The 21570-nt window shown below is 61.4% G+C and carries 18 protein-coding genes and 1 pseudogene; 11 read left to right on the plus strand and 8 right to left on the minus strand.

Translation table 11 applies throughout. The features are described from left to right. Positions 1 to 85 precede the first annotated feature (85 nt). From C4J88_RS02455 to cpdA, 3 genes are all read left to right on the plus strand, one after another. A complete protein-coding gene (locus tag C4J88_RS02455) occupies positions 86 to 703 on the plus strand; it encodes an NUDIX domain-containing protein (RefSeq protein ID WP_124360997.1) in 618 nt (205 codons plus the stop codon). Continuing rightward, positions 694 to 1143 (plus strand): DUF1249 domain-containing protein, encoded by a 450-nt coding sequence (locus C4J88_RS02460; RefSeq protein ID WP_124360998.1) that lies wholly within the window; start codon positions 694 to 696, stop codon positions 1141 to 1143. The genes C4J88_RS02455 and C4J88_RS02460 overlap by 10 nt, the downstream gene beginning before the upstream one ends. Before the next feature lie 96 nt (positions 1144 to 1239). Further along, positions 1240 to 2052, plus strand: coding sequence for a 3',5'-cyclic-AMP phosphodiesterase (cpdA, locus tag C4J88_RS02465; protein WP_124406134.1), 813 nt, complete (start codon positions 1240 to 1242; stop codon positions 2050 to 2052). A 15-nt stretch (positions 2053 to 2067) separates the two neighbouring features. Here cpdA and C4J88_RS02470 read toward each other — a convergent pair whose 3' ends face one another. The 3 genes from C4J88_RS02470 to C4J88_RS02480 form a co-directional block, all read right to left on the minus strand. Beyond that, positions 2068 to 3051, minus strand: coding sequence for a M14 family metallopeptidase (locus C4J88_RS02470; protein WP_124406135.1), 984 nt, complete (start codon positions 3049 to 3051; stop codon positions 2068 to 2070). An 85-nt stretch (positions 3052 to 3136) separates the two neighbouring features. After that, on the minus strand, positions 3137 to 4453 hold the full coding sequence (locus C4J88_RS02475; protein ID WP_124406136.1) for an MFS transporter: 1317 nt from the start codon (positions 4451 to 4453) through the stop codon (positions 3137 to 3139). A 222-nt stretch (positions 4454 to 4675) separates the two neighbouring features. Next, positions 4676 to 5596 carry a LysR family transcriptional regulator gene (locus C4J88_RS02480; protein ID WP_124365608.1) on the minus strand — a complete coding sequence of 307 codons (921 nt, stop codon included), beginning with the start codon at positions 5594 to 5596 and terminating at the stop codon, positions 4676 to 4678. A gap of 222 nt (positions 5597 to 5818) precedes the next feature. Here C4J88_RS02480 and C4J88_RS02485 point away from each other — a divergent pair, with 222 nt between their 5' ends. From C4J88_RS02485 to C4J88_RS02505, 5 genes are all read left to right on the plus strand, one after another. After that, positions 5819 to 6427 (plus strand): YqiA/YcfP family alpha/beta fold hydrolase, encoded by a 609-nt coding sequence (locus C4J88_RS02485; protein ID WP_124361003.1) that lies wholly within the window; start codon positions 5819 to 5821, stop codon positions 6425 to 6427. Between the two features lie 46 nt (positions 6428 to 6473). Continuing rightward, entirely contained in the window at positions 6474 to 8378 is a 1905-nt protein-coding gene (gene parE / locus C4J88_RS02490; RefSeq protein WP_124406137.1) for a DNA topoisomerase IV subunit B, read from the plus strand. Further along, a complete protein-coding gene (locus C4J88_RS02495) occupies positions 8378 to 9373 on the plus strand; it encodes an esterase-like activity of phytase family protein (protein ID WP_124406138.1) in 996 nt (331 codons plus the stop codon). The genes parE and C4J88_RS02495 overlap by 1 nt, the downstream gene beginning before the upstream one ends. A 70-nt stretch (positions 9374 to 9443) precedes the next feature. Beyond that, positions 9444 to 11708: a DNA topoisomerase IV subunit A gene (gene parC / locus C4J88_RS02500; RefSeq protein ID WP_124365611.1), complete on the plus strand. Its 2265-nt coding sequence runs from the start codon at positions 9444 to 9446 to the stop codon at positions 11706 to 11708. Positions 11709 to 11881: 173 nt separating this feature from the next. Then, complete coding sequence (locus C4J88_RS02505) at positions 11882 to 12592, plus strand: membrane integrity-associated transporter subunit PqiC (protein ID WP_124406139.1); 711 nt, start codon at positions 11882 to 11884, stop codon at positions 12590 to 12592. A gap of 126 nt (positions 12593 to 12718) precedes the next feature. On the opposite strand, the gene C4J88_RS02510 is transcribed toward C4J88_RS02505, so the two are convergent. Further along, positions 12719 to 14251 (minus strand): AhpA/YtjB family protein, encoded by a 1533-nt coding sequence (locus C4J88_RS02510; protein ID WP_124406140.1) that lies wholly within the window; start codon positions 14249 to 14251, stop codon positions 12719 to 12721. 133 nt (positions 14252 to 14384) lie between these two features. On the opposite strand from C4J88_RS02510, the gene serB reads away from it, so the two are divergent. Continuing rightward, a complete protein-coding gene (gene serB / locus C4J88_RS02515; protein ID WP_124361009.1) occupies positions 14385 to 15599 on the plus strand; it encodes a phosphoserine phosphatase SerB in 1215 nt (404 codons plus the stop codon). Between the two features lie 116 nt (positions 15600 to 15715). On the opposite strand, the gene asd is transcribed toward serB, so the two are convergent. The 3 genes and pseudogenes from asd to C4J88_RS02530 all read right to left on the minus strand — a co-directional run bounded on the left by asd (position 15716) and on the right by C4J88_RS02530 (position 19000). Beyond that, positions 15716 to 16576 carry an archaetidylserine decarboxylase gene (asd, locus tag C4J88_RS02520; protein ID WP_124365614.1) on the minus strand — a complete coding sequence of 287 codons (861 nt, stop codon included), beginning with the start codon at positions 16574 to 16576 and terminating at the stop codon, positions 15716 to 15718. A 16-nt stretch (positions 16577 to 16592) separates the two neighbouring features. Continuing rightward, positions 16593 to 17407 (minus strand): annotated as a pseudogene (locus C4J88_RS02525) (rhodanese-like domain-containing protein). Positions 17408 to 17464: 57 nt separating this feature from the next. Next, on the minus strand, positions 17465 to 19000 hold the full coding sequence (locus tag C4J88_RS02530; RefSeq protein ID WP_124406141.1) for an HDOD domain-containing protein: 1536 nt from the start codon (positions 18998 to 19000) through the stop codon (positions 17465 to 17467). Between the two features lie 167 nt (positions 19001 to 19167). Between C4J88_RS02530 and motA the strand changes: the two genes are divergently transcribed. Both motA and motB read left to right on the plus strand, forming a co-directional pair. Further along, positions 19168 to 20019, plus strand: a complete 852-nt coding sequence (motA, locus tag C4J88_RS02535; protein WP_124406142.1) for a flagellar motor stator protein MotA — start codon at positions 19168 to 19170, stop codon at positions 20017 to 20019. Between the two features lie 3 nt (positions 20020 to 20022). Next, a complete protein-coding gene (gene motB / locus C4J88_RS02540; RefSeq protein WP_124365618.1) occupies positions 20023 to 21042 on the plus strand; it encodes a flagellar motor protein MotB in 1020 nt (339 codons plus the stop codon). A 60-nt stretch (positions 21043 to 21102) separates the two neighbouring features. On the opposite strand, the gene C4J88_RS02545 is transcribed toward motB, so the two are convergent. Continuing rightward, the gene (locus C4J88_RS02545) at positions 21103 to 21498 is read right to left on the minus strand and encodes a type II toxin-antitoxin system PemK/MazF family toxin (RefSeq protein WP_124406143.1); all 396 of its coding nucleotides are present in this window, start codon (positions 21496 to 21498) and stop codon (positions 21103 to 21105) included. Positions 21499 to 21570 lie beyond the last annotated feature (72 nt).

Raw genomic sequence — 21570 nt, forward strand, 5'->3', positions numbered from 1 at the left:
ATCCCGGCAACCGGAAAGGGGCTGCGCCGACCTGCATGGGCGCGTTAGGATGGCGCCCATTGCACGGCTTATGACGAGGAAGGATATGACGGATTTTACGAAGTCGACGCCGAATAAAATCGAGATTGTTCAGCGCGACTCTGCCTACAAGGGCTTCTACCAGCTCGATCGCGTGCAGTTGCGCCACGAGAAGTTCGACGGCGGCATGAGCCGCGTGATCAATCGTGAAGTCTTCGTGCGCCATGATGCGGTGTGCGTGCTGCCCTACGACCCGCAGCGCGATGAAGTGGTGCTGATCGAGCAGTTCCGCGTGGGCGCCATGGGCCGCACCGACAACCCCTGGTTGGTGGAAATGGTCGCCGGCCTGATCGACAAGGACGAGCAACCGGAGGAGGTTGCACACCGCGAAGCCGAGGAGGAAGCTGGGCTGACGTTCTCCGCGCTGTGGCCGATCACCAAGTATTTCCCCTCGCCTGGCGGCAGCACCGAATTTGTCCACTTGTACCTGGGCCGTTGCGACAGCTCCCAGGCGGGTGGTATCCATGGATTGGAAGAAGAGGCAGAAGACATCCGCGTCACCACCTGGGCATTCGAAGATGCCTTGCAGGCGGTACGCGACGGTAAGATTTCCAACGCAGCCAGCATTATCGCCCTGCAATGGCTTGCGCTTAATCGCGCGGAAGTGAGGGGGTTATGGCAGTAAAGGCACGGGAACGTTATCGAGTTGACCTGATCGGGCTGCAAGCCGCGTGCGAGGCCAACTATGCGCGGCTGATGCGCCTGCTCCCCGATATGCGCCACGCGCCCGAGGCGCGGCGCATTGCCGTGACCCACGGCGACCAGATGCTCGGCGTGCTGGCCCTGGAAGTCATCGTCAATTGCCCGTACACCACCACCCTGCGCGTGCGCCAGGAACACAGCCTGCCGTGGCTGCCGGTGCCGCAGCTGGAAGTGCAGGTGTACCACGATGCGCGCATGGCCGAAGTGATCAGCGCCGAACATGCACGGCGCTTTCGCAGCATCTATCCTTACCCGAATGTGTTCATGCACCAGCCCGATGAGAAAGCCCAGCTCAATGTGTTCCTTGGCGAATGGTTGAGCCACTGCCTGGCCTTGGGCCATGAGTTCGAAGTCGTGCGATAGATGTGAACGGTGTCCGTTTGTCCAGATTTCCTCTTTGTGTCCTGCCCTAGCATAATTGCCCCAACTATCTATTCCTGTGATTGCTAGGAGAGCGCCTTGCCGAGCGTATCCGCCGTGAACCCTGACGCTGTGCTGCTGGTGCAGCTGACCGACAGCCATCTGTTTGCCGAGGCCGACGGAACGCTGCTGGGTATGAATACCCGCGAGAGCCTGCAGCGGGTGATCGAATTGGTCCGCGAACAGCAGCCGTCTATCGATCTGGTGCTGGCCACCGGGGATCTGTCCCAGGACGGCACGCTGGCGTCATACCAGCAATTTCGCGATATGACTGCGCCGCTAGGTGCTCCCGCGCGCTGGATTCCCGGCAACCACGATGAGCCGCAAGTCATGGCCCAGGCTGCCGTGCACAGCGACCTGCTGGAGCCGGTGGTCGATGTCGGCAATTGGCGCATCATCCTGCTGGACTCCGCCGTACCCGGCTCCGTGCCCGGCTACCTGCAAGACCAGCAACTGCAATTACTCGCCCAGGCCTTGAGCGAAGCGCCGAACCGGCATCATCTGGTGTGCTTCCATCATCACCCGGTGTCGATCGACTGTGCCTGGATGGAGCCTATCGGCCTGCGCAACCCCGATGCGTTGTTTGCCGTGCTCGACCGCTTCCCGCAGGTCAAGGCGGTGCTCTGGGGCCATGTGCACCAGGAAATCGACCGCGAGCGTAACGGTGTACGTCTGCTGGCTTCGCCGTCCACGTGCATCCAGTTCGCACCCGGCAGTGAGCACTTCAAGGTCAGCGAGCAAGCGCCGGGCTATCGCTGGCTGCGCCTGCATGCCGACGGGCGGTTGGATACCGGCGTAGAAAGGCTCCAAGGCTTCGCGTTCCAGGTGGACTACGGCAGCAACGGCTATTGACCACCGACGGCGCGGCTATAGGTCCAGCGCCTTCGCCAACCTGACCACGGTAACGCCTTGCCCCAAGTGTCGCAGCGAGGGTTGGATCAACACGCAGTTGTCATACGGCGTGAGGATTTCGCGTTCGGCGTCTCGGGCGATCACTGTTCCCGCGTGAGCGATCCGTTCCAGGCCACGGAAGTCATCGGTAAAACTGAAGTCCATGCTGTTCGCGATCACCGGATCGGTGACCTGCAAACAGTGCTGGGCAACGGGCTGGTCCCGGCTTAGAAACCTCGAAACGTCAGCCCCGGTGACGGTTTCAGTCGCCACCAGGAAACGAGCGGCTATATCGAGGGCGACGTGTTCGCTCTTTTTTGAAAAGTGCTGACCTGTTTCGATCAGCAGCGCGTTTTTGGTGCTTTTGGCGTCACCAAACCCGCCGTAGTCACGCATGCGTCGACCATTGGCGTGGCCGGCGTCGGCGACGACGGTGGCCGGTACACCCAACGATTTTGCAAATGCCAGGCCTTTGGCGCACGCCCCGCACATCATCAGGGGTGGGGACTCTTCGTGCATTGAATGGATATCGAGCAGAAAATCGACGTCGTCGATCAGCGGTCGCAGCTCACGGGCGCGGCACAACTCGACAGACTCTCGCTCGCCGTCCAGTGCGGATGGCAGCCAGACACGGTTCATGTCCTCGTCAATGAAGCGGGACGCGTCGATGTTTTGCGGGTCGAAGCGTTGATAGGCCTCAACGTTGCCGAACGCCAGTGACAAGCGGCCCTTGCGCGGACGGATACCGCTGCGTAACAGGGTGTCTACCGCGATGGCTCCGCTGACTTCATTCCCATGGGTCAATGCCATGATCAAAACATGCGGCCCCGGTTCGCCGCTGTCGAAGCTGTAAACGTAGTCGATCCCGCCATTACCGTTTTTCCATGGGCTGAGGTCGGGGAAGTTAACCTCAACCGGATATGGCTTCAGGGATGCACGCACTTGCTCTAAGGTTTTCATTTCTGTCTCCGATAGACCAACGTTTAGACGTGTCGCCAGATAGGGCGCGACAATCATGGGAAGCTGGCTTTTATAAGGGCCCGGCTCAACTGGCCGAAGGTTGCGTACCGCGCATGCGCCGGCCGAGGCAGACGATCGACACGACACTGATCAAGATGGTCCCCATCACGTAAAAGCTCGGTGCGAGCTTGCTGCCGCTGGCTTCGATCAACGCGGTCACGATCAATGGCGCAAAACCACCAAACAGGGTGACGGAAAAGTTGTAGCTCAGCGCCAGGCCCGTGCCGCGAATGCTGGTCGGGAAAATGTCGGAAAGCATCGCTGGAATCGGCCCCAGGCAGGCTGCGATCAACAAGCCAACAAGGGCTTGCACGATCAGCAGTGTGGTGAAGCTGGGGAAGGTGTTGAGCAGCACGAACATCGGGTAAGACGAAAACCCGGTAATCAACAGCGCAATGGTCAGTACCCGGTATCGTCCGTAGCGGTCTGAAAGCCCGCCAAATACCGGCGCCATCAGCATTAACGTCACGCCCGTCATCAGCGCCCCGAGGTAAGAAGACGTGGCGGCGATGTTCAGTTGCTTGAACGCGTAGATCGGCATGTACAACTTATGGACATAATTGAATGCGGTCGCACCGGCCACTACACCGATAGCCAGCAGCAGGCTGACATGCCCCTTGATCAAGACGTCTCGCAGCGGGGTTTTGGCCGTGCTGCTGGCCAGCGTTTTCTTGAAGTCCGGGGTTTCATCGATTTGTGTACGAATGTAATAGCCCACCGGCCCGATCAGCAGGCCGAAACCGAATGCGACGCGCCAGCCCCATTCGTTCAACTGCACATCCGACAGTACATAACTGAGGATCGCGCTGACGCCCGCTGCCAGGACGGTTGCCAGCCCTTGGGTGGACAGTTGCCAGCTGGCAAAGAAGCCCCGGCGCTTGGCGTCTGCGTGTTCGACCATAAACGCCGTCGCGGCGCCGAACTCACCGCCCGTGGAGAACCCCTGAAGCATGCGCGCAACGATGATCAACAACGGCGCGGCCAAGCCAATCTGTTCATAGGTGGGTGCGAAAGTGATTATTGCGGTGCCGAGCAACATGATCATGATCGACAGTGTCAGCGAGGCTTTTCGCCCGGCTTTGTCGGTGTAGGAACCCAGCACAATGGCGCCTAGCGGACGCATCAGAAAGGAAATACCGAATGAGCCCACGGCCAGCAACAGTGAGGTGGTTTCGTTATCGGAGGGGAAAAACTGTTTGCCGATGACGACTGCAAAATAGCCGTAGATCAACAAATCATAGAACTCCAGCGCATTGCCGAAACTGGCAGCGATGATTTCCTTCCATGGGCCTCGTCGGGCTGGGGTCGTTGCCGAGGGTAAGACGGGTGATTGAGCGGTCATGGGTGTGCCCCGGGTGTATTTCACGTTTGGCATTCGGATTCGCCCAAGCTGCTACGCGGCCTGGCGAGATCGAAAGCGTTAATTGTTATGGGTGAAAGCCCGGATGAAAGTGAATCAATAGCGGTGTAGCGGCAATTGCTGATTTGGCACAGGTTTGAGCTGTTTTGGCACGGGCCAGGCCAGCCGCGGCTGGTAGCGGTGGTGAAGCGGAAAAACGGGCGATTATGAGGGGGGCGGCAGCGTTTCAAACGCTGCCAACGCTTCCCATATCTTCATCACCATCTCGCTCTGGTTATCGCGTAACCGATGCAGCGAGACGTCGAAGCTGACGCAAAACTCGGCGCCGCCTGCAATCAGCAGTTCGCCCGACGCCAGCGCATCGTTGACGACCATCTGCGGTAACCACGCAAGGCCCTTGCCACGCTTGGCCATTTCCAGAATCGCATCATAGGAATCGGCTTGGTAAACCATCCGCAACGCCAGGCGCTGTGGCAGTCGCTCCAGGTGCTGCGCCAGCACGCCGCGCAGCGCAAGGGAAGGTGAAAAGGCCAGCCAGGGAATGGGGAGGGCGTTACTGCTTGCGGCTATCTGCTGGCGCGGTTGGCCCTGAGCGTCCGGCGCACTGACCGGTAGCAATTGCTCCTTTGCCAGCACTCGAGAGTCAAAACGCTGCGGGTCGATCAATGACTGGGTCAGCGGGCTGGAAAAGCTCAGCAGCAGATCGACTTCGCCAGCCGACAGCCGGCTGATGGCCTCTTGCGCACCGCTGGTGAGCAGTGACACCGCAAAACTGCCCAATTGCGGGTGCAGCGACTCGTACCAGTCGGGGAAGAAGTCACAGGCCAGGGTTCGCCCGGTGGCGATACGCACGGGTTCATCGCGGCTCAGGGGGCCACCTTTGAATTGCGCTCTGACGGCGGTCAGCAGTTCCAGCGATTGGGTTGCAGCATCCAGAAACAGTACGCCGCAAGGGGTCAGTGACACCGGTTGTGTACGTTCGATCAATGGCGTGCCGACCCATTCTTCCAGCGCCCGGATACGGCGCCCGAACGCGGGGTGCGTGACGCACCGATTTTCCGCCGCGCGCGACAGGCTGCGGGTGCGGGTCAGTTCAATAAAGTCCTCAAGCCATTCCAGTTGCATGCTGTTTTCCCGCTCGGCAACCTATTTAACGCGCCGCCAGTACCGGCGAATTCCACAAGCAATGAAGAAAGAGTGCACTGATCAAAAAATGAGCAGTTTGCAGCCGATCAGGTGCTTAAGGGGCGTGGAACGGATAGTAACGCCAGCGGCGATGGGCTGCACCCACGACCCCGCTGTTACCTGTAAACTGCGCCTCTTTGGCGCAAGCATGGAGAGCCCGGCATGTCCGCATCAATCTTGTATATCCACGGTTTCAACAGCGCGCCGGCGTCCAACAAGGCCAGCCAGTTGATGACCGTGATGGACAGCCTCGGCCTGGCCGACCAGTTGCGTGTACCGGCCCTGCATCACCACCCGCGTCAGGCGATTCCTCAATTGGAGGAAGCCATCGCGCAACTGGGTCGGCCACTGCTGGTGGGAAGCTCACTCGGCGGCTACTATGCAACCCATCTTGCCGAACGCCATGGCCTCAAGGCGCTGCTGGTCAACCCGGCGGTCAGCCCCCATCGGATGTTTGACGGTTACCTGGGCACCCAGAAGAACCTCTACACCGATGAAACCTGGGAATTGACCCACGATCACGTCACAGCGCTGGCCGAGCTGGAAGTGCCGGCTCCTCAAGACGCCGCGCGTTATCAGGTGTGGTTGCAGACCGGGGATGAAACCCTGGATTATCGCCTGGCCCAGCAGTATTACCGGGCCTGTGCCTTGCGCATCCAGGCCGGTGGCGACCATGGTTACCAAGGGTTCGCCCAGCAATTGCCGGCACTGTTGAGCTTTGCCGGCATTGGCGCAGATCAGTATCAATCCTTCGATTTTTCGTCACTGTAAAAATCGCGGGTTACTTTTTTAATCGAACGACTCACGACGAGACCCCATGGCCACTCCCAGCGCTAGCTCTTATAACGCCGACGCCATCGAAGTCCTCTCGGGCCTCGACCCGGTGCGCAAACGCCCCGGCATGTACACCGACACCAGTCGGCCGAACCACCTCGCCCAGGAAGTCATCGACAACAGCGTTGACGAAGCCCTGGCCGGCCACGCCAAGTCGGTGCAGGTCATTCTCCACGCCGATCACTCCCTGGAAGTGTCCGATGACGGTCGCGGCATGCCAGTGGACATCCACCCCGAAGAGGGTGTGTCGGGCGTCGAGCTGATCCTTACCAAGCTGCACGCCGGCGGCAAGTTCTCCAACAAGAACTACCAGTTCTCCGGCGGCCTGCACGGCGTGGGTATTTCGGTGGTCAACGCGCTGTCGAACCACGTCCGGGTCAAGGTCAAGCGCGACGGCAACGAGTACGAGATGACCTTCGCCGATGGCTACAAAGCCACCGACCTGCAGGTGATCGGCACCGTTGGCAAGCGCAATACCGGCACCAGCGTGTACTTCGCGCCGGACCCGAAATACTTCGATTCGCCGAAATTCTCCATCAGCCGCCTCAAGCACGTGCTCAAGGCCAAGGCCGTGCTGTGCCCGGGCCTGCTGGTGAGCTTTGAAGACAAAGGCACGGGGGAGAAGGTCGAGTGGCACTACGAAGACGGCCTGCGCTCCTACCTGGAAGACTCCGTCAGCGACTTCGAGCGCCTGCCCAACGCGCCGTTCTGCGGCAGCCTGGCCGGTAACAAGGAAGCCGTCGACTGGGCGCTGTTGTGGTTGCCCGAAGGCGGCGACAGCGTGCAGGAAAGCTACGTCAACCTGATCCCCACCGCCCAGGGCGGCACCCACGTCAATGGCTTGCGCCAGGGCCTGCTGGATGCCATGCGCGAATTCTGCGAATACCGCAGCCTGCTGCCACGCGGCGTGAAGCTGGCGCCGGAAGACGTGTGGGAGCGCATCGCCTTCGTGCTGTCGATGAAAATGCAGGAGCCGCAATTTTCCGGCCAGACCAAGGAGCGCCTGTCGTCCCGCGAGGCGGCGGCGTTTGTCTCCGGTGTGGTCAAGGATGCCTTCAGCCTGTGGCTCAACGAGCACCCGGAGCTGGGCCTGGCCCTGGCGGAACTGGCGATCAACAACGCCGGTCGTCGCCTCAAGGCCAGCAAGAAGGTCGAGCGCAAGCGCATCACCCAGGGCCCGGCATTGCCCGGCAAGCTGGCCGATTGCGCCGGGCAGGACCCGATGCGTTCCGAGCTGTTCCTGGTGGAAGGTGATTCCGCCGGTGGTTCCGCCAAGCAAGCGCGGGACAAGGAGTTCCAGGCGATCCTGCCGTTGCGCGGCAAGATCCTCAACACCTGGGAAGTCGACGGCAGCGAAGTCCTGGCCAGCCAGGAAGTGCACAACATTGCCGTGGCCATCGGCGTCGACCCGGGCGCGGCGGACATCAGCCAGTTGCGCTACGGCAAGATCTGCATCCTCGCTGACGCCGACTCCGACGGCCTGCACATCGCGACCCTGCTGTGTGCGTTGTTCGTGCAGCACTTCCGCCCGTTGGTGGATGCCGGTCACGTCTACGTCGCCATGCCACCGCTGTACCGGATCGACCTGGGCAAGGAGATTTTCTACGCCCTGGACGAAGCCGAGCGCGATGGCATTCTCGACCGCCTGGTGGCCGAGAAGAAACGCGGCAAGCCACAGGTCACGCGATTCAAGGGCCTGGGCGAAATGAACCCGCCGCAACTGCGCGAAACCACCATGGACCCGAACACCCGGCGCCTGGTGCAGTTGACCCTGGAAGACTTCGCCGGCACGTCGGAAATGATGGACATGCTGCTGGCGAAAAAGCGCGCACCGGATCGCAAAGCCTGGCTCGAATCCAAAGGCAACCTGGCCGAGGTTCTGGGCTGATGCGCACAGGCGTCGCCCTGGCGATCCTGATGGTGTGCGGGTTGGCGACCACCGATGTGGTTGCCGCGCCCGTGGCTGAACTCAAGCTGGTGTCGGAACACCCGGTAGACGGCATGCGCGGCGGGAACCTGTCGGGCCTGGCGCTATGTGGCGAGCAATTGTGGACCGTGTCGGACCGTGATGATGAGCAGATTTATCGCCTGGACACCCGCGCGCCGACCTGGACCGCCGAAGTGGTGAAGATCGACGTACCCCCCGTGCCCGAATCCGGCCTGCCGTGGGGTTTGCGCTCGCGCACCAAGGCGGCTTCGTTCGTTCGCGGTGGCGACCTGGATTTCGAAGGCATCAGCTGTGATGCCGCAGGCAACCGCTACATCGTCAGCGAAGCCCACGCGGCGGTGTTGCAGGTGCCGGTAGCAGGCGCACCCGAGTGGCTGAAAATTGCCCCAGGCATGGTGCGCGAGGCCCGGGCCAGCGGCATGTTGCTGCACTTCAATGCGTTGTTCGAGGGCCTGACGGTGAACCCGCAAGGCGATCGCATCTGGCTGGCGGCCGAGCGTGAGCGCCGTGGCCTGGTCTCGATCAAGCGCGGGCAGAGCGTGTGGGATTGCGACGGTGCTTGCGTGGTGTTGAGCGACGCCGGCCTGGAAGTGCAGCCGGCGCACTTCCCCAACGCCAAGGCGGTGTCGAAGGACTTTGCCGACCTGGCGCTGTTCAACGGCAAGCTGTTTACCCTGGAGCGCAATGCGTTCCAGATTTGCCGGCGCGATACGGTGACGGCCGAGGTTGAGCTGTGCTGGTCGTTTGCCGACGAAACCCTGACGCCCGAGCGGCGTTACCCCCAGCCTTACGGCCTGGCCGAAGCCCTGGCGGTGGACGCCGACGGTGCCTGGATTGGCATCGACAATAATTTCGGCGCGCGTGCCGATGGTGAAAAGCGCCCGGTGGTCTATCGTTTCGCCGCCCCGGCCGGTGGCTGGAGTGCCCAGCCATGAGCCGTCACGAATTTGAATTGAATCAGCGCAGCGGCAATTCCGTTGCGCCTTACCCCATGATGAGGCCCGCATGAGTGACATCCTCGCAGACAGCTTAGATGGCGTAGAACGCCGATCGCTGGCTGACTTCACCGAAAATGCCTACCTCAACTACTCCATGTACGTGATCATGGACCGTGCCCTGCCGCATATCGGCGACGGCCTGAAGCCGGTACAACGGCGCATTATCTACGCCATGAGTGAGTTGGGCCTGGACGCCGACTCCAAGCACAAGAAGTCGGCGCGTACCGTCGGTGACGTGCTCGGTAAGTTCCACCCCCACGGCGATTCGGCGTGCTATGAAGCCATGGTGCTGATGGCCCAGCCGTTCAGCTACCGCTACACCCTGGTCGATGGCCAGGGTAACTGGGGTGCGCCGGATGATCCCAAGTCCTTCGCCGCCATGCGTTATACCGAGGCGCGCCTGTCGCGCTACTCGGAAGTACTGCTCAGCGAGCTGGGCCAGGGCACCGCGAACTGGGGGCCGAACTTTGACGGCACACTCGACGAACCCCTGGTATTGCCGGCACGTTTGCCGAATATCCTGCTAAATGGCACCACCGGCATCGCGGTCGGCATGGCCACCGACGTGCCGCCGCACAACCTGCGCGAAGTCGCCACGGCCTGCGTGCGCCTGTTGGATGAGCCAAAAGCCACGGTCGAGCAGCTGTGCGAGCATATCCAGGGCCCGGACTACCCGACCGAGGCTGAAATCATCACGCCGCGCGCCGACCTGCTGAAGATGTACGAAACCGGCAAGGGCTCGGTGCGCATGCGCGCGGTGTACCACGTCGAAGACGGCGACATTATTGTGACCGCATTGCCGCATCAGGTATCCGGCGCCAAGGTGCTGGAGCAGATTGCCGCGTTGATGCAGGCAAAACCGTCGAAATTGCCGCAAGTCGCCGACCTGCGCGATGAGTCCGACCACGAAAACCCTTGCCGCATCGTGATCATCCCGACCAATAGCCGGGTTGATCATGAAGTGCTGATGCAGCATTTGTTTGCCAGCACCGACCTTGAGTCCAGCTACCGGGTCAACGTCAACATCATCGGCCTGGACGGCAAGCCACAGCTCAAAAACCTGCGCAATTTGCTGGTGGAATGGCTGGAGTTCCGCGTGCAGACCGTGCGCCGCCGCCTGCAATTTCGCCTGGACAAGGTCGAGCGCCGCTTGCACCTGTTGGACGGCTTGCTGATTGCCTACCTCAACCTGGATGAAGTGATTCATATCATCCGTACCGCCGAGCACCCGAAGGCCGAGCTGATCGCGCGCTTCGAGCTGAGCGAAATCCAGGCTGACTACATCCTCGACACCCGCTTGCGCCAGTTGGCACGCCTGGAAGAAATGAAGCTGCGCGACGAGCAGGACGCGCTGCTCAAGGAACAAGCCAAGCTGCAGGCGCTGCTGGGCAGCGAAACCAAGCTCAAGAAGCTGGTGCGCAGTGAACTGATCAAAGACGCCGAAACCTACGGCGATGACCGCCGCTCGCCGATTGTCGAGCGCGCAGAAGCGAAAGCTCTGACAGAAACCGAGCTGTTGCCTAACGAGAAAATTACCGTCGTTCTGTCGGAAAAGGGTTGGGTTCGTTCCGCCAAAGGGCATGATATTGACGCTACTGGCCTTTCCTACAAGGCGGGTGATGGCTTCAAGACTGCGGCGGCTGGGCGTTCCAACCAATTTGCGGTGTTTATCGATTCGACGGGGCGCAGTTATTCGGTGCCGGCCCACACCCTGCCCTCAGCACGCGGGCAGGGCGAGCCGCTGACCGGGCGCCTCACGCCGCCGCCGGGGGCGAATTTCGAGTGCGTGCTGTTGCCGGACGATGATTCGCTGTACGTCATCGCCTCCGACGCCGGCTATGGTTTCGTGGTCAAGGGTGAAGACCTGCAGGCCAAGAACAAGGCGGGCAAGGCGCTGTTGAGCCTGCCGAACAACGCCAAGGTGATCCTGCCGCGACCGGTGGAGGATCGCGAGCATAACTGGCTGGCCTCGGTGACCACCGAAGGGCGTTTGCTGGTGTTCAAGATCAGCGACCTGCCGCAGTTGGGCAAGGGCAAGGGCAACAAGATCATTGGTATCCCCGGAGAGCGGGTAGCCAGTCGCGAGGAGTACGTGACCGACATCGCCGTCATCCCGGAAGGCTCAACCCTGGTGCTCCAGGCCGGCAAGCGCACGTTGTCCTTGCGCCCCGACGACCTTGAACATTACAAGGGCGAGCGCGGTCGACGCGGTAACAAACTGCCTCGCGGCTTCCAGAGAGTGGATGCTTTGTTGGTAGAAACGCCTGCTTAAGGCGTACTAGAGGCCTCGATCTACGATTTAACGCGTAGATCGACGCTTTGGCGCTGGAGTCATGGCGCATATTCACGGATGATATGGCCTTTCCAGCGCCGGCGTGGCCGAGCGTATTTAGGTTATTTTTAGTATTACATTGTGGTTCGCCGTGCGGCAGCCACCTGGATGGGATGATGACTGCTCCACGCCTTCCTCTATTTTTGATGCTCGCTGGCCTGTTGGGGCTGGCGGGTTGCAGCACGCACCAGCCGGTGTCGCTGTACCAGCTGGACAGCGGAAGTCCGGCTCAGCCAGCACAAACCGCCGGCATGGCCGTTCTGCTGGGGCCGGTAATCGTTGCCGATTACCTGCAACGCGAAACCCTGCTGCAACGTCAGAACGACGGCAGCCTGCAAGGTTCCACCGATGGTCGTTGGGCGGGCAGCCTGTCCTCCGATATCAATCAATTGATGTTGCGTCAGGTGGCGGGTCAGTTGGACAGCCAGCGTGTGGTGCTGGCGCCGGGGCCATCCGGGTTTACCCCGGATGTGCAGGTGCTGCTGACGATCACGCGGCTTGACTCCGGTACCTCGCAGCCGGCGATCCTGGATGCACAGTGGCGCCTGATCGACCGTCGCGGCCAGGTCCGGGACAACCGTATCGTGCACCTGCAGGAAGAACATACCGGCACCACGGCGTCCCAGGTCCAGGCCCAGGGCGTATTGTTGCAGCACCTGGCGCAACAGTTGTCGGTCGCGATCAAGCCGTTGGCCAACCAGCCGCCGATTGCCGAGGCCCCGCGCAAACAGACGCCGGCACAGGCCAAGCCCTCAGCGCCGGAAAAGCCCAAGATGCCGATGGCGACACCGATTCGTACGGATTTGGAAGTGTTCAGGTTTTGATCTGAATAGCAGACAAACAAAAGGCCCGCTGAGTAAGCGGGCCTTTTTTGTATCTGAAATAGAAGCCATGGCGCAGTCAAATGTGGGAGGGGGCAAGCCCCCTCCCACAGGGAGCAATTGCGTGCCTTATGTCTTTGTGCGCGTCTCATGCATCCGCGCCAGCTGCCGTTCCAGCATTGAGGGATAAGGTTCCATCAAGCGCTCCACGCAGCTGGCGCCCTCAGGGCTGGCAATCGGGCGGATGCGTGCGCGTTGGCGGATCAACGTGTCTTCACTGATCTTGCGCTCTACCAGCAGCAGGTTGCGGCTGTGTTGCGACAAGGCCAAGGCATCCTGGGCGATCTCGGTCAGCAGCAGGTCGATCTGGCTGATGCCGAACAGGTCATCACCCACCGTCAAGCCCAGTTGCAGTTGCAACGTGATGCCGCTGTCCGCCACTTCAATCTGCAGGGCATGACCCAGGGCGCGCAACAACTCGCCGCAGCAGATGGCGTTGGTCAGGTAGTCCTCGCCGCTGTCTTCGCTGTGGAACAGCATCAGCGTGCTGCCGTCGTTCAGGGTGTGCAGTTCGCTCTGGTAGAGCGAGGCGGCCTGGTCGAGACAGTCGCGGTAGCGTTCCAGCAGTTCCGTCAAGCGAGCGCGGGGCAAGCGGCGCAGTTGGTCCTGGGCACCCAGTTGCACGGCGAGTACGGCGCTGTACTGAGGTTCGCTGCTTTTGGCGGGAAGCGGCTTCGGCGCCACGACGGGCACGGCCTCGGCGGTATCACGCAGGTCGGCGAACGGGTCTTCGTCGTCCAGCTCGTCTTCTTCGGCCCTGATTACATGCCGCGGCGCAGGCTTCAAGCCCGCCACCGGAGCGCTTTCGTCGAAGCCTGGGTCGCGCAGGTCGCGTACTTCAAACTCAGGTTCGTCGGTGTAGTCGGCGTCGTCGTACTCGGGTTCGGGTTCGACCTCAGGCACGGTCGGCTCCGGGGCGAAGCTGGCATGCAGCTGGCGCGCCAGGTCGCCGATTTCGTCCTGGCGGTCGGTGGCTGGGGTGTGTTCGTCGATATCGCGCAGCCAGATGCGCAGTTGCATCAACGGCGTGGAGATATGCCGTCCCAGGCGCAGGCTCAACGCCAGGGCCAGGGCCAGCAGGATCGCGCTCAAGATGCCCATGCTCTGCAGGCTGATGGTCATCGGCTGCTGGAATTGCTGCATGTCCAGGCTGATGCGCAATTGGCCGGCTTTTACATCCTGAAACGTGATATTGCTCTGATACAGGCCCTCGGCTTCGCCCAGCAGGCCGTTTTTCGGGCGCTGCCCGGCTTCGGCCATGATCCGGTTGTCCACGCTATAAATGGCGGCGTGGGCCACCAGCGGGTTCTTGGTCAGGTTGTTGAGCAATACGTTGAGGCTGAGGATGTCGTTGGACACCAACAACTCAGTCGCCGAGGTGGCGGTCTGGGTGGTCAGGCTCTCGCCGAGGGCGTCGGCCTGCTCGTGCATGGCCTGCTTGAACTGCAAACCCATCACGCAGGCGTAGATCACCAGGGCCAGGGCGACCAGGATCACGTTATGGCTGGCGATGCGTAATGCGATCGGTACACGGCGGTGACGCAGTGCCCGGAAGATCAGCAGGAAGAAGTTATCGGTTTTTACTGGCGTGGGCCGGTTCACTTGCGCTCGGCTCTTGGTCCGTGAAGTTGACGCGCAGTATAGCGACAGGCCCATGACCGGCAAAGCGCTGGCTGTGCCCGATGATCACTGAAAGTGGGTAGAATGCGGTTTTTTTCCAGCCTGGGGGTGCGCTTTGCGCGAAATTGTCCTGATCAACATCACGGGTCTTGACCGACCGGGTCTCACCGCTGCCATTACCGGCGTTCTGGCTCAGGGTGGTGTGAACATTCTCGACATCGGCCAGGCGGTGATCCACGACACCCTGTCGTTCGGCATCCTGGTGGAAATCCCCAGCAACGAGCAGGCTTCGTCGGTACTCAAGGACATCCTGTTTACGGCCTACAAGCTGGATCAGCAGGTGCGTTTCACGCCGGTGTCAGAAGCCGATTACCAGCATTGGGTCGAAGGCCAGGGCAAAAAACGCCATATCGTGACCTTGCTCACCCGCAAGGTCACGGCCGAACAGTTGCAGCGCGTCAGTTCGATCACGGCGCACTACGGCTTGAACATCGACCATATCGACCGTCTGTCGGGTCGCATGCCCTTGGACACGCCCGCAGACAAAGGCAAGGGCTGCATCGAGTTCTCCGTACGGGGCGAGCCGGCCGATGCGCAGGCGCTGCGCGCTGAATTCCTGAGCGTGGCCCAGGAGCTGAATGTCGACATCGCTTTCCAGGAGGACTCGCTGTTCCGACGCAACCGTCGCCTGGCGGTGTTCGACATGGACTCCACGCTAATCGAAGCCGAAGTCATCGACGAACTGGCCAAGGCCGCCGGTGTGGGCGAGCAAGTCTCGGCCATTACCGAGCGCGCGATGGCCGGCGAGCTGGATTTTCGCGCCAGCTTCAAGGAGCGCCTGGCGTTGCTCAAGGGCCTGGATGTGAGCGTGCTCGATTCAATCGGCGCGTCCCTGCGCCTGACCGAAGGCGCCGAAACCTTGTTCGCCGAGCTCAAGCGCCTGGGCTACAAGACGGCCATCCTGTCTGGCGGCTTCACCTACTTCGCCAAGCAACTGCAGGCCAAGCTGGGCATTGACTATGTATTCGCCAACGAGCTGGAAGTGGTGGATGGCAAAGTGACCGGCGTGGCGGTGGAGCCGATTGTCGATGCACAACGCAAGGCGGACCTGCTCAAGGAGCTGGCGCACAAGGAAGGCTTGCGTTTGGAGCAGACCATTGCGGTCGGCGACGGCGCGAACGACTTGCCGATGCTGGCGATTGCGGGATTGGGTGTGGCGTTTCGCGCCAAGCCATTGGTCAAGCAATCGGCCAAGCAGGCGATTTCGACCTTGGGGTTGGATGGGGTGCTGTATCTGCTGGGCTTGCGCGACCGTGATGGTCAGCTGTAACTCGACAGATCATTCCCACGCTTCGCGTGGGAATGCCTTCTGTGACGCTCTGCGTCAGGCTTTGGGGGCGCAGAGCGCCCTGCGCTGCATTCCCACGCAGAGCGTGGGAATGATCATCAGGCTTTAGGTGAGCCGATACCCTGGCCCATCTGCACCGGCGTGCCCGCCGCCAGTTCCTGCGCCCACTGCACCTGGTCCGGCCCAAACAGCACGATCGCAGTAGAACCCAACTTGAAGCGACCCAACTCCGCACCTTTCTCCAGGTGAATCGGTGCGCGAGCAGCTTCGTCATAGCGGAAGGTTTTCAGCTCGCGCTTCGGTGGTGTTACCAGCCCGGCCCACACCGTCTCGATCGAGGCTACGATCATCGCGCCCACCAATACCACGGCCATCGGGCCGCGTTCGGTGTCGAACAGGCAGACAACCCGCTCGTTACGCGCAAACAGTTCCGGCACGTTCTCGGCGGTGGTCTGGTTCACCGAGAAAATCCGCCCCGGCACATAGACCATTTCGCGCAAGGTACCGGCCAGTGGCATATGTACGCGGTGATAGTCCTTGGGCGACAAGTAGATAGTGGCGAAGTCACCGCCCATGAACGGCGCAGCCAGCGCGGCGTCGCCGCCGAGCAATTCCAGCACGCTGAAACTGTGGCCCTTGGCCTGAAACACACGGCCATGCTCGATCGGGCCGAGCTGGCTGACCGCACCATCGGCCGGGCTCAGTACGGCGCCCGGAGTTTGGTCCAGTGGGCGCGCACCGTCTTTCAATGCGCGGGTAAAGAAGGCGTTGAAATGCTCGTAGGCGGTCACGTCTTCAACCAGCGCCTGGGACATATCCACCTGGTAACGCTTGGCGAACCAGCGGGTGAAGGCGTTCTTGAACCAGCGCACGCGGCACTCGGCAATGCAGCCGGCCAAGCGCGACAGCAGGTGGTGCGGCAGCAAGTACTGACTGAGGATAAACAACTGCTTTTTCATTAAGTGTCCTTAAGCTTCAAATCTCGACGGGGGTGTCGGGGTGGTTGCCCCATTCGCCCCAGGAACCGGCATAACCTTTGACTCGCGGATAACCGAGCGCCTTGGCCACCAGGTAGGTGAAGCCAGAGCGGTGGTGGGTCTGGCAGTGGGTGATGATTTCTTTATCGCGGGTCAGCCCGAGGTCTTCGAGGATTTGCGGCATGTCGCGGCGGATACGCAGGCTGCGCGCCTTGTCCATGCCAGCGGTCCATTCGAAGTTCACCGCGCCGGGGATGTGCCCGGCTTTGGCCGCGAGCACTTTTTCGCCGGAATACTCCAGCGGGCCGCGTGCGTCCCAGATACCCAGGTCGGCTGCGCCGAGCCGGCTTTGCAGGTATTCGCGGGTGGCGGTGGGGCCGTCGTGCAGCGTAAGGCTGACCGGGCTGCCGGCGGGCGCGGGCACCTCGGTGGAAACCGGGTGCTTTTCCTCCAGCCACGCCAGAAGGCCGCCGTCGAGGTAGTGGTACTTCTGGTGGCCGATGACATCGAGCATCCAGATAAAGCGCCCGGCCCAGCCGCCGCCCTCGTCGTCGTAGACCACATAGGTGGCGTCGGGGGTGTGGCCCAGCTCGCCGAACAGCTTTTCCAGGTCGGCCTTGTGCGGCAGCAGGCCTGGCGCGGGGGCTGGCCCAATTGGGTGCGCTTGGGGTCAACGAAATGCGCGCCGGGGATATGCCCTTCGGCGTAGCGGGCGGCACTGGTGAGGTCCACCAGAATCAGGTGGTCGGCATCCAGGCGACCTTGCAGGTCGCTGGATTCGATCACCAGCGGCAAGCCAGAGAAGTCAGGCATGTGAGGTCTCCTGGGCACGAATATTGGCAATAAAGGAGGGCGATTGTAGCGCAAGCATCAGGCGCTGCGGTTGGTAAAGCTGTGCAGGGCCTTTTCGATGCATTGCGCGGTTTTACCAAAGGCTTGCACGGTGGTTTCCGAGAACGGCCCGCCACCCTGGTCCGCCACCATCAGCATCACCACGCGGCCATTGCAGCTCAGCGAGCGCAACAGCAGGTGCTCGCCGGTAAACAGGCGCCGCAGGATCGGTGGCAGCAGGGCGGAGAACTGCGCATGGTTGTCAGGGCTGAGACGCACCTGGGCGGACTTTTCCAGCAGGCGTTGCAGCAATGTACTGTTGACCACATCCAGGCTCAGGTTGGCAGCGTCCCTGGGCAAGCCATCGGCCTGATGCACGCGCAAGGTGCTCAAAGCGCGATCCGCCATGAACAGCAATACGCGCTGCATGCCGCTGGCGACCAGGGCTTCCCTGGCGCAAGTGGTCAGGTGCATCGCGTTGGCAAAGCGGCTCGGCTCGACCAGCAGCTCCGTGCAGCGGCTGCGCCACACGGCCAGCGATTCGGCCGTCGGCGGCGGCGCGGGCAACAGGCCACGATGGACTTTTTGCACATGCCACGGCCAGATCAGCGACAGCGCCGGGTGCCAGAGGTCAGGCATCAGGGTGCTGCGGGCACTGGTTACCGCTTGCTGGTGCACCTGCTGTTGCACATCGCCCAGTGGTTCCTGCAGGTACAGCGCAGTGAGGTGTTGCCAGCGTTCAGTGTGCGGGCAGGTCCAGGACTCCTGCGCCGACATCGCCAGGCCGTTGGCCAGCAGTACGGTGTTGGCCGGCTGGTTCAGCCAGCGGCGCAGGTTGGGTTCGGCATCGAGTAATTGTTGGTGGCGCAGAGGGTCGTCTTCGCGGGCGATACGCAAGGCCTTGACCAGCAGGCGCCGCTCGCCCAGTAACAGATTGTAGCCCTGGGACACCCAGATCGGCAGGTGCCAGGCCGCAGTCAGGCCAAGGCACAGGTCCAGCAGGCGCACGCCGAACAATTGCTGCTCGACCTGGCGCGCCGACTCGCCTTTGTGGATCACCCGCAGTTCCCATTCTTCCAGGAGCTTGGGGTAGGCGACGGCCATCGGCCACAGCGGTGACAGAAACAACAGGCTGCCCCAATGAATGTCTTGCCACAGACGCGCCAAGCGGTTGCCGAACAAGCCGTTGGCCTGCTGCGAGGCATGCTGGCTGATCAACAGCAGCTGGCGCAGCGCTACGGGAATTTCTAGGGCCGGCACCGAAGGCAGGCGTGCCAGCAGTTCCTCGGCGCGCTTGAGACCGAGGCGGTTGAGCGCCACTTCGAGGTTTTCCGCCGGTTCCGCCAGGCTGCCGTGAGTGTGGCTGTTGGCCTCGCGCATCACGCTGAGCACCAGGGCCGGGCTGTCCTGCATCAGCTCGGCAATGTCCCTTAACGAGCTGCGGCTGTCGCGGATGGCTTTGCACACGCGCTCGTGGCTGGCCTGGGGAACGGGCAGCAGCACGTCGTCCAGGCACTTGATCCAGGCGGCGAGTGTGGCGGGTTTTGCAGTTGGGACTGTCGTTTCATTAGCCATGATTGGGGCGCGATCGTCACTTGTGTTCAACACGCCCTGAACGGGCTGAATTGGCTTTTCGCCTTAACGGGCTATAGTCTGGCGCAGTTTTGCCGATAAGTAGAACAAGAGTTTTTCAGCTGCACCCACTATGTCCATGAACCCGACGGCGCAAGTACAGATCCCCTATGGCTAAAATTATCGGCATCATTGTCGTCCTCGCAAGTGTGCTCGGTGGGTACGTCCTGTCCCACGGTAAAATTGCCGCGCTGATTCAGCCTTTCGAAGTGTTGATCATTGGCGGCGCCGCCTTTGGCGCCTTCCTGCAGGCCAACCCCGGCTACATGACCATGCATGTGATCAAGAAGTCGCTGGGCATGTTCAGCTCGCGCTTCTCGCACACGTTCTATCTGGAAGTGCTGGGGCTGGTCTACGAGATCCTCAACAAGAGCCGCCGCGAAGGCATGATGGCGATTGAAGGAGACATCGAAGACGCCGCCGCCAGCCCGATCTTCGCCAAGTACCCCGCCGTGCTCAAAGACGAGCGCATGACCGCGTATATCTGCGATTACCTGCGCATCATGTCCTCCGGCAACATGGCTCCCCATGAGCTTGAAGGCCTTTTCGACATGGAGCTGTTCAGCCTCAAGGAAGAGCTGGAGCATCCTTCCCACGCGGTGACCGGCATTGCCGACGGCATGCCCGGTTTCGGTATTGTTGCGGCGGTGCTGGGTATCGTGGTGACCATGGCTTCCCTGGGCGAGGGCGACCAGGCGGCCATCGGCATGCACGTCGGCGCGGCGTTGGTCGGTACCTTCTTCGGTATTCTCGCGGCCTACGGTTTCTTCGGCCCGCTTGCCACGTCGCTGGCCCACGATGCCAAGGAAGAGATCAACCTCTACGAAACGATCAAGGCGTGCCTCGTGGCTTCGGCATCCGGCATGCCGCCGTCGCTGGCGGTAGAGTTCGGACGCAAAGTGCTGTACCCGAAACATCGCCCAAGTTTCGCCGAGCTGGAACAAGCGGTTCGCGGTCGCTAAGCCATGGAAAACAACCAGCCGATCATCATCAAGCGCGTCAAGCGCTTCGCAGCGGGGCACCATGGCGGCGCCTGGAAAATCGCCTTTGCCGACTTCGCGACGGCAATGATGGCGTTCTTCCTGGTGCTGTGGCTGATGTCCACCGCTACCCCTGAACAGAAGATTGCCATCGCGGGTTACTTCAAGGACCCGATTGGTTTTTCGGAAAGTGGCACGCCCTTCGTGATCGACCTGGGTGGCTCGCCGCAGTTGGCGCCGGAGCGCACCATCAACCCGGAAGTGCAGACCGAATCGCCCCAGGAAAAAATCCCGATCGAGCGCGATAAGGTCGAAACCATGGCCGAACAGGTCGAGAAAGAACGCCTCGAGCTGCTGTTGCAGGAGCTGCAGACGAAGGTTGAGGAAAACCCGCAACTGCTGAAGTTCAAGGATCAGATTTCCTTCGAGATCACCCCGGAAGGCTTGCGCATCCAGATCACCGACGCGGCCAACCGGCCGATGTTCGATTCCGGCAGCGCACGCTTGAAGCCGTACTTCGAAGACATCCTGCTGGCCATGGCCGACACCATCAAGGCGGTGCCGAACAAGATCAGTATCAGCGGCCACACCGATGCCAAGCCCTACGCGGGGCAGGGCGACTTCGGCAACTGGGAACTTTCGGCCAACCGCGCCAACGCCGCCCGCCGTGCGCTGGTGGCTGGCAGCTACCCGGACCCGCAAGTGGCGCGGGTGGTGGGCTTTGCGTCATCGCAGCTGTTTGACCCCAAGGAACCGTTCAACCCGATCAACCGTCGGATCGACATCGTCGTGCTGACCAAAAAGGCCCAGCGTGCGATCGAGGGCGATCAACCGCCACCGCCACAGCCGGCTCAGGGTGAAGGCGCCCCCGGTGAAGTACCGGCGGACCCGAATGCGCTCCCACCAGGGCAGGAGCCGCTGCCGGCCCATGAACTGCGCCAGAAGCTGAACCTGTTTGATGATGGTGGCGTGAAGGACCCGACGGCGCCTGCGCCTGCGCCGTAAGCGGTCTCTATAAGCCAGAAATGAAAACGCCCCGATCAGCCGGGGCGTTTTCATTTGCGGTCAGAGTGGCAGGTACGCTTTGACGCCACCGATTACGCCTCGCATATCATCCGCGCACAGGCGCGGTACGAAGTACTCTCGACCCTTGGAGCGGGTCTTTCTGTGCAGTTTGTCGAGGCGTTCGAAGCTGACGGTGTAAATCATGTCGCACTTTACCCACAGCTCTTTGTAACCGTCGGATTGAAGTGGGTTGGCGCGTAGCAGATGGTGCCAGTCGTGCCGGATATCTGGTGCAGTAGAGGAAATCGGCACCACGGTGCACAGTTTGCGATTGTGCGTAGAGGTTGGGGATATCACTACGACCTTATGGATCTTCAGCATCTCCGGAGCCACAAAGCCCCGCGTGAAGTCGCACAGCAGTACATCGCCCTGTTTGGGGTGATAGTAGAGAGCCAATTGTTAATTCCCCACAAAAAGCAAAGCCGCCCGAAGGCGGCTTCATTCGACACGCAGCGGAGCTTGCTTCGC

Origin of the sequence: Pseudomonas sp. R4-39-08 (assembly GCF_003852275.1) — a bacterium.
Classification (GTDB): domain Bacteria; phylum Pseudomonadota; class Gammaproteobacteria; order Pseudomonadales; family Pseudomonadaceae; genus Aquipseudomonas.